At 73.6% G+C, this 12,609-nt stretch carries 7 protein-coding genes; 1 reads left to right on the top strand and 6 read right to left on the bottom strand.

The genetic code is table 11. The features are described from left to right. Positions 1 to 134: 134 nt before the first annotated feature. Positions 135 to 1,736, top strand: a complete 1,602-nt coding sequence (locus tag ACQEU6_RS40535) for an alpha/beta hydrolase (RefSeq protein WP_499339001.1) — start codon at positions 135 to 137, stop codon at positions 1,734 to 1,736. 26 nt (positions 1,737 to 1,762) lie between these two features. Here the strand turns inward: ACQEU6_RS40535 and ACQEU6_RS40530 are convergent, their stop codons facing one another. From ACQEU6_RS40530 to ACQEU6_RS40505, 6 genes are all read right to left on the bottom strand, one after another. Next, entirely contained in the window at positions 1,763 to 5,437 is a 3,675-nt protein-coding gene (locus tag ACQEU6_RS40530) for a glycosyl hydrolase (RefSeq protein ID WP_499339000.1), read from the bottom strand. Between the two features lie 104 nt (positions 5,438 to 5,541). Continuing rightward, on the bottom strand, positions 5,542 to 6,369 hold the full coding sequence (locus tag ACQEU6_RS40525) for a carbohydrate ABC transporter permease (RefSeq protein WP_499338999.1): 828 nt from the start codon (positions 6,367 to 6,369) through the stop codon (positions 5,542 to 5,544). Beyond that, on the bottom strand, positions 6,366 to 7,343 hold the full coding sequence (locus ACQEU6_RS40520; RefSeq protein WP_499338998.1) for a carbohydrate ABC transporter permease: 978 nt from the start codon (positions 7,341 to 7,343) through the stop codon (positions 6,366 to 6,368). The genes ACQEU6_RS40525 and ACQEU6_RS40520 overlap by 4 nt, the downstream gene beginning before the upstream one ends. A gap of 2 nt (positions 7,344 to 7,345) precedes the next feature. Then, positions 7,346 to 8,626 carry an ABC transporter substrate-binding protein gene (locus tag ACQEU6_RS40515; RefSeq protein ID WP_499338997.1) on the bottom strand — a complete coding sequence of 427 codons (1,281 nt, stop codon included), beginning with the start codon at positions 8,624 to 8,626 and terminating at the stop codon, positions 7,346 to 7,348. A gap of 79 nt (positions 8,627 to 8,705) precedes the next feature. Then, a complete protein-coding gene (locus tag ACQEU6_RS40510; protein WP_499338996.1) occupies positions 8,706 to 11,402 on the bottom strand; it encodes an alpha-L-rhamnosidase in 2,697 nt (898 codons plus the stop codon). A gap of 217 nt (positions 11,403 to 11,619) precedes the next feature. After that, positions 11,620 to 12,408 carry a DeoR/GlpR family DNA-binding transcription regulator gene (locus tag ACQEU6_RS40505; RefSeq protein ID WP_499338995.1) on the bottom strand — a complete coding sequence of 263 codons (789 nt, stop codon included), beginning with the start codon at positions 12,406 to 12,408 and terminating at the stop codon, positions 11,620 to 11,622. Positions 12,409 to 12,609 lie beyond the last annotated feature (201 nt).

Here is a 12,609-nt window from a genome sequence, read left to right as displayed (position 1 = left end):
GGCCCGCGGGAAAGGAATTCGCCGAGGTGGCGCCCCGTCTCCGGCCCCGAGGCGCGCCCGATGCCGTTTCCGGACAATGACGAAAGAAAGGTGAAATTGTACACTGCAATGTCACACTCACTCTGGAGGTGTCCGTGAGACGACCGAGCAGGACACGCGCCGGCGCCGCGCTCGTCGCGTGCGGCGGCATGCTGGCCGCGGCGGCGCCGGCCGCGCCGCCGCCCGCGACCGCGCAGGCCGGGCCGCCGGCGACCGGGGCGGCCGGGGACCCGCCGCCCCTGGACTGGAAGCCCTGCGGCGACGCCGCGAACCCGGCGCTGCAGTGCGCGATGCTGGAGGTGCCGCTCGACCACGCCCGTCCGGACGGGCGCACGGTCAGGATCGCGCTGAACCGGCTGCCCGCCACCGCGCCCCCGGGCGAGCGGCAGGGGCCGATGCTGCTCAACCCGGGCGGCCCCGGCATCAGCGGACTGTGGATGGCGAGCTGGATCCCCTCCAGGCTGCCGCCCGACATCGCCGCCGCCTACGACTGGATCGGCTTCGACCTGCGCGGATCCCAGCACAGCGAGCCGCGCATGTCCTGCGATCCGCACTACTTCGACGGGCCGCGGCCCGACTTCCAGGTCGGCCAGGGCACCACGGGGGCGTGGCTTGGGAAGGCCGCCGGCTACGTCGCGGAGTGCACCGCGAAGCACGCCTCGCTGCTGCCGCACCTGTCGACGGCCGACCACGTCCGGGACATGGAGTCGATCCGCCGCGCGCTCGGCGCCGAGAAGATCAACTTCTTCGGGTGGTCGTACGGCACCACGCTCGGCTCGACGTACGCCCAGCTGTACCCGCGGCACGTCCGCCGCTTCGTCCTGGACAGCATCGTCGGACCGTCCGTCTCCTGGTACGACCACAACGTCCTCCAGGACCTGCAGCACGAGAAGCGGTTCAAGGCGTTCACCGCGTGGGTCGCCGAGGCCGACGACGTCTACCACCTCGGTACCGACCCCGCCGAGGTCGAGGGCGAGTGGTACGCCATGCGCGCCCGGCTGCGGGAGCACCCGGCCGGCCGGATCGGGCCGGACGAGTTCGACGACACGCAGGTCGCGGGCGGCTACGACATCCTCCGGTGGCCCCGGCTCGCGACCGTGCTGTCCGCGTACACCGGCTCGGGTGACACCGCGCCCCTCGTCACCGCGTACGAGCGCTACGCGGCGCCGGACCCGGAGGACGACTCCTTCGACCTCTACAACGCCGTGATGTGCACCGACAGCAGGTGGCCGCGCGGCTTCCGGTACTGGCGGAAGGACCAGGCGAAGGTCAACGAGAAGGCGCCCTTCTACACCTACAACAACATGTGGTTCAACGCGGGCTGCCTGACCTGGCCCGTCAAGGCGGGGCACCGCACCAGGATCACCGGCAGGGGCCTGCCGCCCCTGCTGCTGTTCCAGGCGACCGACGACCCGGCGACGCCGTACGAGGGCGGACTCGACATGGCGCGGGCCCTGCCGAGCGCGCGGCTCGTCGTGGAGAGGGGCGGCGGCAGCCACGCGATCACGTTCGCGGGCAACGCGTGCCTCGACGGCCTCCTGGCCGACTATCTGCGCGACGGCAGGGTGCCGGCGGACCGCGGCCTGGTCGACCGCACCTGCGCGAAGAACCCCGACCCGGCCCCGGTCTGGGTCGGTTCCGCACCGGCGGCCCCGGGCGCGACGACGACCGCCGTCCCCCGCCAGTTCGTGAGGTGACGCGGGGCATCGGCCGCCGCGCGGCGCTACCGTCCGCCGCCGGCGGCCGGTGCCTCCATCACGAGCCGGACGGGGCCGTAGAGACCCGAGGCGCGCTGGCCCTGGAAGACGAAGTGCGTGGGACTCACCTCGTCGAGGTGGGGCGCGAGGGTTCCGCAGACGAGGATCTCGATCTCGTTGGCGCCCTCGCGCAGGGCCGCTCCGACGTCGAAGCGGTACGGGGCGCAGACGCGCACCCCGGCCGGATCGCCGTTGACCGTGACTTCGGCGGTGCCGCGCACCCGTCCGAGATCGAGAACGGCGGCGGACGGGGCGTCGAGGCGCAGCGAGCGCCGGTAGCGGACGGCCCCGCTGTAGCCGGCGAGGCCCGCGTCCTCCCAGTCGCCGAGCTCGATCGTGCCGGGCCCCACCGCGAAACGCACCGGCCCCGCGAGCGCCGCGCCCGCCCGGTGGCCGGGGCGGGTGCGGATCCGCAGCTCCGCCGTCCGGCCGGGCGGGGCCTTCGGGCCCGGCAGCGCCATCTCGGGGCCCGGTCGCAGGGGCTCCCCGTCCAGCGTCGCCTCCAGAAGGTCGCCTCGGACGTCGACGGCCATCGCCGTCGCGCCGGGCGGGACGGCGAAACGCAGCCTTTCCGTCCGCGGCACCGCGTCCGGCATCGCGAGCGTCGCCGGGAGGACGGCGCCGGTGTCCGGGTCGTCCTCAAGCCACGCCGCGCCGGGCAGCGGATGGGGCCGCCGCCGCAGGTGGAGGGACGCCGGGTCGCCGTACTGCGCGCGCCGCGCCGCGACGGGCACCGGGGCGCCGTCGCGCGACGCGGTCCATCCGGCGCCGGACACGACCGGTCCGTCCACGAGGACCGCGGGAGGCGGGCCGCCCTCGGTGAGGACCAGGGTCAGGTCGCCGCCCGTCACGCGGTAGCGGCCGACGCGCGGGATCTCCTGCTCGGCGTACGGGTCGAACCCTCCCTGGCGGCCGATCTCCTCGCCGTCGACGAGGACGCGGCAGGGCGCGGCCGAGGCCACCTGGAGCGTCGCTCCGGCGGCGGACGCCGGAAGGGGGACGCTGAGCGCGACCTCGGCCCCCGGCCGCGCCGGCCCCGCCGCTGTGATCCACTCCGGCCGCCGGTAGCGCCCGCGGTCGGTGACGACGGCGAGGTGGGCGCGCAGCCGCACGTCCTCGCCGGGGACGAGCCGGACCTCGACGTCGTGGTCACCGGCGGGGACGGGCGTCTCGGCGAACGCCAGGTGGCCGTGGTCGTCCAGGGGGAGGGCGACGCCGTCCACCTCCAGCGTCTTGGCGGCGGCCGCGCCGATGGCCACGAAACCGCCCCCGCGGGGCACGGTCAGGCGCGTCCGGAGCACGACCCCTTCGCCGGACCTGACGTCCCCGAAGTCGAGGAACTCCTCGGGGACGTGTCCCTTCGGCCCGAGGAAGGCGCGGTGCAGAGTGTCCTTGCGGATGCCGCGGGAGTCGGAGTACACGAAGGGGCGCCATCGCCCCTCGCTCTCCCTGGCCCAGACACCGTGCGGCCCGAACGTGGCGTGCGCCTCGGACCACTCCGGCTCCCCCTCCGTCCGATGGCTCACGGTCCAGCGCTCCAGCGGAACGTCGTGACCGGCGGGCCGGGCGAAGTCGCCCCAGGCGTTGTCGAGGGTCGGGACCAGGTCCATCGTCCAGGACGTGCCGAGGTCGAGGACGGTCTCCCGAGTCGCGGGGGCCGGGCCCGGCACCGCGGTGTCCTCGCCGCCCGGGAAGAGGAGCAGCGCGGCGGGCCCGTCGTCGAACGGGACGACGACCTCGACGGACGTCCCGTCCACCGCGCGCGTCTCCAGCCGGCGCGGCGGGCCCCCGAACGGGCTCGCGGCGTACGCCGGGCCGCTCACGCCCCGGACCCGCACCCGCATGTCCCGCAGGTACCGGTCGGGATCGAAGTCGTAGGTCACGTCGAGCCAGCCGAGGTCGGCCCCGCGCTCGTCGGGCCGCCCCACCGACACGCGGCTGGCCATCGACGGCGACGCCGTCAGGAACACCAGGGTCGTGCCGTCGACCTCCCGGACGAGGGCGGGGACCGGCGCCTCCACCCGGCGGACGCCGGCGAGGACGGCGCCGAGGTCGCCGGTGCCCGGCACGACCTCCAGCACCGCGCGGAGCCCGGCCACCGCCTCGTCGGCGCCCGGGTCGCCGACCCCGCGCCGGGGCGGCGCGCCGACCGCGACGACACGGCCGCCGTTCTCGGCGAGCGCGGTGAGCCTGCGCGCCGTCTCCCCTTCGAGCACCGTGCAGGACGGGAGGAGGACGACCCCGTACGACTCGTCCGCGACGTCCAGCCGCCCCTTGGCGACCGTGGCCCGCTGCACGGAGTCGTCGTCCACGACGTCGGCGTCGACGCCCAGCCGGTCGAGCACGCCGGGCACCATCCGGAACCAGGCCATGTCGCCGACCAGATCGCGGTAGGTCTCCTGGGCGAGCGCGGCGTCCTCGTCCACGCCGTCGAGCCGCGTCCCCGCCTGCGCCGTCGCGGTCGGGAACAGCACGGCCACCTCGCACACGTGACGCCCCAGCGAGAGGGCCGCGCAGAGCCTGGCGACGGCGTCGGCGAAGACGCGGTGGTGCCGCCAGTAAGGCTGGCGCCAGTCGGTCGACGGCGGCGCCCACTCCCACCAGCCCGCCTTGGTCGTGTAGTAGACGGCGTGCGGGTTGTAGAGGGTCGCCCCGGCACGCAGCCAGGGCAGCAGCCAGTCGAAGGTCTCCTCCAGCGTCCCGCCCCAGCCGCTGGAATGGAACGCCTCGATCCAGGTGCGGCCCCGGCCGTACAGGTGCGCGAGCGAGGAGTGGACACGGGCGTCGCCGTGATGGTCGGACCCCGGCGCCCCGAACCAGCGGTGCGTCCGCGCGTAGTCGGCGTACAGCCTCACCCCGTCCACGGGAAGCCCGGCCCGCGCCGGATCCTGCTGGTCGCAGCCGTGGAGCAGGCCGTACCGCTCGTGCCATTCGGCCAGCGGCCGGAAGAACGCCTCCTCGGCCAGTTCGGCGCGGGTGAGGTGGTAGTCGCGGCGGACCCGGAGGGCGTCCCCGCCCCCGCTCCCCCACAGCGCGCCGAGGTGCGGCGCCAGATCGTAGCCGCGCCGCCGCTCGAACTCCCCGGCGAACCCCTCCGACCAGGTCGGCAGCGACGGCAGCTCGTCCTGGAACGACCCGACGATCACGTTGCCGAGCCGGTGCCCCAGCCGCCGCGCGAACTCGCCGTGCACGCGGTCGAGGAGCTCCGCGCACGCCTCGGCCGACAGGTAGTCGAAGCCGCGCACGTCCGCCGTCCCGTCCCGCCGCAGCCACCGCCCCGCGTAGTCCGGAACGTCGCGCACCAGGCGGGCTTGCAGGTCGGCGCCGGAGAAGCCGAGCTGGTCGTAGAACCAGAGCGACACGCCCAGCTCGGCGGCGTCCTCGCAGACGGCGTCCAGCAGCTCCCACCACGCGGTGGAGAAGAACGGCGGATCGTCGGCGTCCGCGCCGAACATCGGGCCGGACGGTGCCAGGTTCAGCACGACCAGGTTGTGGACGCCGCCCTCGGTGAACCGTTCGAGCTGGCCGCGCAGCCGCCGCCGGTCGAGCCGCTCCCCGCTCCACCACCAGATCGGCGCGGGCGAGAACCCCCGCGGCGGCACATCGAGCACCTCCCGCAGCCGCCCAGGAATCACAGTCACCCCCGCTTTCCGTGGGGGGACGACCCCCCACACCCCCCGGTTCGCTCCGCTCATCCCTGCGCCCTGCGGGGGGACGACCCCCCACACCCCCCGGTTCGCTCCGCTCATCCTTTGAGCCCGCTCGCAAATCCCTTGATCACATACCTCTGCAGCACCAGGAAGATCACGATGATCGGGAGTGCGGCGAGGACCAGGCCGGCGAAGACCAGGCCGTAGTCCGAGACGTACTGGCCGACGAAGGCGAAGACCCGCACCGGGACCGTCTCGCGCGCCGATCCGCCCAGGTACAGCAGCGGGGTGAAGAAGTCGTTCCAGATGAACACGGCGTTGAGGATCAGCACCGTGCCGGTGATCGGCCGCAGCAGCGGGAACACGACCCGGGTGAAGGCCTGGAGGTGGCCCGCGCCGTCGATCAGCGCCGCGTTGGCGTAGTCGCCCGGCAGCGCCCGGATGAACCCCGTGTACAAGAAGATCGTGAACGGCAGCTGGATGCCGGTGTAGAAGACGATCATTCCCTGGTAGGTGCCGAGCAGGCCCGCCGAGTCGGCGAGCTTGAACAGCGGGATCATGCCGAGCTGGAACGGCAGCACGATGCCGAGCAGGAACAGCACGTACAGCGTGTAGCCGAGCCGCGAGGCGCAGCGGGCGAGGAAGTAGGCCGCGAACGCCCCGATCGCGATGAGCGCCACCAGGCTCACCACCGTGATCACCGTGCTGTTCAGCAGCGCCGAGCCGAGCGACGCCCGCGACCAGGCGTCGGAGTAGTTGCCGAGCGTGGGCGACGCCGGCGGGGACAGCGGCGCCGAGGCGATCTGCTGCTTGTCCTTCAGCGACAGCGTGACGAGCGCGTACACCGGGAACAGGAACGCCAGCGCGACCGCGATCATCACGACTTCCAGGGCGAACGTGCGCAGTCCGTAGCGCAGGCTCATGCCACCTCCCGACCGCGCAGGTAACGGATCTGGATCAGCGAGACCGCGGCGACGAACAGCGCCAGCACCAGCGCGATCGACGTGCTGTAGCCGTAGTTGCCGAAGACGAACGCCTGCTTGTACAGGACGGTCGAGAGCGTCTCGCTGGCGTGCCCGGGCCCTCCGCTCGTGGCCGCGTAGACCTGGTCGAACAGCTTGAGCCCGCCGATGGTGGACAGCATCACGTTGATCGTGACGGCGGGCGCGAGCAGCGGCCAGGTCACGCTGCGGAACCGCTGGAACCGGCCGGCGCCGTCGATCATCGCGGCCTCGTGCAGCTCCGCCGGCACCCCCTCCAGCCCCGCCAGGAAGATGACCATCGAGTAGCCGGAGAACTGCCAGATCACCATGCCGGCCACCGACCACAGCGCCAGCGAGGGGTCGCCGAGCCAGTCCTGGCGCAGGGAGCCGAGGCCCACCGCGCCGAGGATCCCGTTGAGCCCCGCGTCCGGCGCCGGGTTGTAGACGTACTTCCACAGGAACGCCACCATCACGGGGCTGACGACGGCGGGCGCGAAGAAGACGACCCGCAGCACCGCGCGCGACCGGATGCGCGTGTGCACGCCCAGCGCGAGCAGCAGCCCGATGCCGTTCTGGACGACCACGATCGCGACCGTCAGCAGCAGCGTGTTGACCAGCGACCCGCGCGCGGCGTCGTCCCGCAGCAGGCGTTCGAAGTTGTCGGCGCCGACGAACGACCGGTCGCCGATGCCGTTCCAGTCGGTGAAGGCGTAGACGATCCCGCTGGCGCTCGGATACAGCACGATCAGCGCGTACACCAGCAGGGCGGGCGCCGCGAACCACCACGGCGGCGTCAGGAAACCGCCCCGCCGGCGGCGCCGGGGCGGCGCCGGGCGGGGCGCCGCGCTCTCGGGAGGTCCCGCGGCACCGGCCGCCGAGGCGGCGGCCGGTGCCGGACGTGCGGTCGGGGGCACGGTCACTTCTTCCGGTAGGTCTCGTCCAGCTTGGCCAGGCCCTTGGCGACCGTGGTCTTGCCCGCGAGCAGCTCCTGCACCATGGCGAAGTGGGCGGGCTGCACCTCGGCGTTCGGCCACGCCTGGTCCATGAACGGGTCGGCCCTGTCGCCGTCCAGGTACGGCAGGAACGGCTCCAGCACCGGGTCGATCTTGGAGGAGGAGTCGCGGAGGAGCGGGACGCAGGCGACGGCCTCGGCCCAGCGGTTGATGTTCTGCTGCTCGCCGAGGAACGCGACGAACTTCTCGGCGGCCTCCTTGTTCTTGCTGCGGGCGCTGACGCCGAGCCCGACGACGACCCCGGCGGGGATCCGCACCTGCGCCGCGTCGTCCGCGCCCGGCACCGGGAACATCGACAGGTCGGCGGCGTTCGGCGCGGCCTTGCGGAAGTCGGGCAGGACGGCCGAGACCTGGATCGCCATGGCGGCCTTGCCGGTGGCGACCATGGACGTCTGCTGCTCGAAGGTCGTGCCGTTGGGGTTGTCGTTGAAGTACCCGCGCTTCTGCAGGTCCAGGTACATGTCGAGGGCCTGCACCCAGCCGGACTGGGCGAAGGACGTCGACCCCGCCTGCATCTGGCTGTCGAACTGCGGGTTCTTGGCGTACACGGTGGACGGCACCAGCGCGTAGGTGATCAGCTGCGTGACCCAGGGGGTCTGCGCGCCGAGTGCGATCGGGACCGTGCCCTTCTTCTTGAGCTTCTCGCAGACGTCGAGGAACTCGCTCCAGGTCTTCGGCGGCTCGACCCCGGCCTTGTCGAACACCTTCGTGTTGTAGATCGCGCCGATGACGCTCGACCCGGCCGAGTAGAGGAAGGTCTTGCCGTCCTTCTGGAACGCCGGCTTCAGGCTCGCCGGGATCTTCTTCGCCCACGCCTGGCCGCTCAGGTCGGCGAGCAGCCCGGCCTGGGCGATCTGCGCCATGCTCATCGCGCTGCCGTTGCCCGGGAAGACCACGTGCAGGTCGGGGGCGTTGCCCGCGCCGAGCTGGGTGCGCACCGACGTCTGCACCTGGTCGGTCGGCGCGAACGAGGTGCTGAACTTCGCCCCGGTGTAGCTCTTGGTGAGCAGGTCGAGCGCCTTCTGCTGGTCGGCGACGCCCACCAGGCGCAGGGTCCCCGAGCCGCCGGACGACCCCCCGCAGGCGGCCAGGCCCGCCGGAAGCGCGGCCGCGGCCGCGACTCCTCCGGACATCCGCAGGAATCCGCGGCGGCTGAGGGCCGCCCTCTGGAACGACGATGTCATCTTTCCTCCTCGCGTTCGCGGCGCGGACCGCCGGGGTGGCGGCGGTCCCGGCCGCGGCCGTCCCTCGCGGGGACGGACGTCATTGAAGGGCCGCCGTGAAGCGGTACTCGCCCGAGCCGGTCCGGCAGCGCAGCTCCCGCCGGGCCGTTCCGGCGACCGAGACGCCGGGGGCGTCCGCCACCGGGATGCCGCTCTCGCGCACCCCGCCCGGGTCGTCGGTGGGGATGTGGACGGCGGCGGTCGCGCCCGGCGGCACCGTCACCCGCAGCTCGAACACGCCGTCGCGGCGGGTCCAGGCGGTGGAGACGAGCCCGCGCACCGACTCGTAGCGGGCGCTCGCGGCGGTGAGGGCGCCGGGCCGCGGCCGGACCAGCAGCTCGCGGTAGCCGGCCGAGCCGGGCGCCTGGTCGAGGCCGGCGACGCCCCGGTAGAGCCATTCGCCGACCGAGCCGAGCGCGTAGTGGTTGAAGGAGTTCATCGCCGCCGCCTGGAACCCGCGGTCGGCGGTGTAGCCGTCCCAGCGCTCCCACACGGTGGTGGCGCCGTGCCGCAGCGGGTACAGCCAGGACGGCGGGTCGGTGCGGCGCAGCAGGGCGTGCGCGAGGTCGGCGCGGCCGTGCGCGTCGAGGACGGGCGCGATCAGCCCGACGCCGAGGAACCCGGTGGTGAGGCCGGGACCGGCCTCCTCGACCAGTTCGGCGAGGCGCCGCACCGCGCCCGGGACCAGCTCGTCCGGGAGCAGCTCGAACGCCAGGGCCAGCAGGTAGGCGGTCTGGGTGTCGCCGTGGACGCGCCCGTCCCGCGACACGAAGCGTTCGGCGAACGTCTTGCGGACGTCAGCGGCGAGCGCGCCGTACCGGGCCGCGGCCTCGTCCGCGCCGAGGATCCCGGCGGCGCGCGCCGTCAGCGCCGCGCTGCGGGCGAAGTAGGCGGTGGCGAGGACGTCGCGCGGGGTGGGGGCGGGCGCGAGCCAGTCGGCGAAGTGCGGGCCCGTGCGGCGGGTCCACACCAGGTCGGGGTTGTGCCGGTGGACGTGGTCGACCCAGGCGCACATGGCGTCGAGGTTGCGCTCCAGGAAGCGCTCGTCCCCGTACACGCGGTAGAGGTGCCAGGGGACGAGGACGCCCGCGTCGCCCCAGCCGGGGGCGCCCTCGTCGGCCACCCCCGCGATCCTCGGCGCCACGTTGCCGAACGCGCCGTCCGGCGACTGCGCGCCCCGCACCTCGCGCAGCCAGCCGTCGAAGAACGCGGCGACGTCGGCGTTGAGGCAGGCGGTGGGCAGGAAGACCTGCGCGTCGGCCAGCCAGCCGAGCCGCTCGTCGCGCTGCGGGCAGTCGGTCGGGACGCTGACGAAGTTGGAGCGCTGCCCCCAGGAGATCGCCTGGTGGAGGCGGTCGACGTCCGGGTCGGAGCAGGTGAACTCGCCCGCCCAGGGCGTGTCGCTGTGCAGCACCACGCCGGTGGCGTCGGCGGCGCGGAGCGCGCCCAGGCCGGTCACCTCGGCGTACCGGAAGCCGTGGTAGGTGAAGCGCGGTTCGAAGACGGTCTCGGCGTCCTCACCCGCGATCAGCACGTCCGTCGCGTCGGCGGTGCGCAGGTTGGCGGTGTAGAGCGCGCCCGCCTCGTCCAGGGCCTCGCCATGCCTGACGACCACCCGGTCGCCGGGGCTCAGCCCGCGCGCGGTGAGCCGGACGCGTCCGGCGAAGTTCTGCCCGAAGTCGACCAGGAACCGGTCGCCGCCGATCCGGGTGACCGACCGCGCGGGCAGCTCCCGGACGGCGCGGACCGGCGGGGCGACCGCGGCCGTGAGCCGGCTCCGGTCGGTCGCGGCGACCCGGGCGGGCCGCCATCCGGCGCCGTCGCGGCCGCCGTCCGGCAGGTCCCAGCCCGGGGTCTCGCGGCGCAGGTCGTGGCACTCCCCCATCAGCAGGTCGGCGTACCGGACGGGCGACCGCGCGCTCTGCCAGTCGCCGCCGGTCGCGACGACGTCGGCGGAGCCGTCGGCGTGCACGAGGCGGAGCTCGGCCAGCAGTTGCGGGAACGTTCCGTAATGCGCGCCCGAGCGGCGCTCGTCGAAGCCGACGAACCCGCTCCACCAGCCGTCCGCGACCGTCGCGGCCAGCATGTTCGCGCCCGTCCGCAGCATGCCGGTCACGTCGTGGACCTGGTAGTCGACGCGGTCGCGGTAGTCCGTCCAGCCGGGGGCGAGCTCGGCGTCCCCGACCCGTTCGCCGTTGATGCGCATCTCGTACACGCCGCGGGCGGTGACGTAGAGGCGCGCGGCGACCGGCGCGGCGGCGACTTCGAACGCCTTCCGCAGCCGGACGGCCGGCTGGAGGCCGTGGTCGGCGAGGGCGAGCTCGCCCTCCTCGGGAGCGTCCATCACGTCCTGGAAGCCCGGGTCGAGCGTGATCCAGGCGGCCGACCACGCGGAGGGGCTCGGCATCCCGGTCTCGAACCAGGACTCCTCCCGCGAGGACGCGCCGGTCCCGTCGGTGACCGCGACCGTCCAGCGGTACCGGGTGCGGGGCCGCAGCGCGGGGCCCCCGTAGCGGACGGAGACGGCGGAGGGGTCGGCCACGGCGCCGGTGTCCCAGACCTCGGTGCCGTCCTCGGCGCCGACCCGGACCCGGAAACCGGCGGGAGCGTCGCCGCGCCGGCCGGAGGTCAGCCGCCACGACAGCAGCGGAGCCGGCTCGTCGACCCCGAGCGGCTCCACCCGGTGGTCGCAGCGGAGCCCGTACGGCGCTGGCCCGCGACCCAGGGAACCTGTCACTCACCCGCTCCGATCGCAATCCCACAAAGTGGGCTGTGAAGTTAACGTTAAAAATGTGAGCTTGAGAGTAGGAGGCGGCTGATCAGGGTGTCAAGGCTCACATTCGCGTCGCTCAGGCGGCGCCGAGCCCGTGGGGGAGGCCGTCACCGGCGCGGCCGGGGACGCGGAGCCGGCATGGGCACGCGCCGCGGGCCCCGGCGATCGGCGGGGCCCGCGGTCAGGCCGTCGCCAGCTCGTAGGAGACCTTGTGCTCGTCGAGCCCGCGCAGCGCCTCGGCTGCGGCGCCGTCGTCGACGATGACGCGGTCGAACGCCGACAGCGGCGCCACCCGGTGCAGCGCCACCCGGCTGAGCTTGGAATGGTCGATCATCAGCACGCTGCGGGCGGCGGCGCCGAGCATGGCGCGCTTCACCGACACGATGCGCTGCTCCTGGTGGTAGGCGAACCCGCCGGACACCGCCGAGGTCGACACGAAGCACAGGTCCACGTTGAGCGCCTCGATCGCGTCCACGCACGAGACCCCGAGGAACGAGTCGTGCAGCGGGTCGTAGTCGCCGCCGAGCGCCATCAGCCGGATGTCGCGCTCGGCGGACAGCAGGTTGACGGCCTGGAGGAAGTTGGTGACGACGGTCAGCGGGGCGACCCCGGCCAGCCGGCGGGCCAGCGCCAGCGCCGTGGTGGAGTCGTCGAGCATGACCGCCATGCCCGGCTCGACCATCTCGACGGCCCTGGCGGCGACGGCGTCCTTGGCGGGCCGCATCGACTTCATCCGGTAGGCGACGTTGCTCTCGAACACCCCGGACGGCTGCGCGGTCACCCCGCCGCGGTGCTTGCGGACGACGCCCTGGCGTGCGAGTTCGTCGAGATCGCGGTGGATCGTCATGAGGCTGACGGCGAAGCGCTCGGCGAGCCCGGCGGCCGAGACCGAGCCGGCGGAGAGGACGATGTCGGCGATGTCCTGCCGGCGCCGCTCCGGTCCCCGCGCGCCCCCGTCCTGCTCGACCATCCCGGAACCTCCCGCTGGCCGGCGCGCGCGACGGGCTGTCGGCGTAGGCCGGGCGGCACACAAGGTAACACGATCCGGTGGTTTGTTAACACGAAGGTCAGCCCGAATTGACGCCTTCCGTCGGATCGCCGGATGTACGCGTCACGCCAATACCACAAGAAATGATATATCACCTAATCTGTGAAAATCCTGCCACAAGGT

The organism is Spirillospora sp. CA-108201 (assembly GCF_050936235.1).
GTDB lineage: Bacteria > Actinomycetota > Actinomycetes > Streptosporangiales > Streptosporangiaceae > Spirillospora.
Note: the sequence above shows the minus strand (reverse complement) of the source record. Positions and strands in the feature narration are given on the sequence as shown.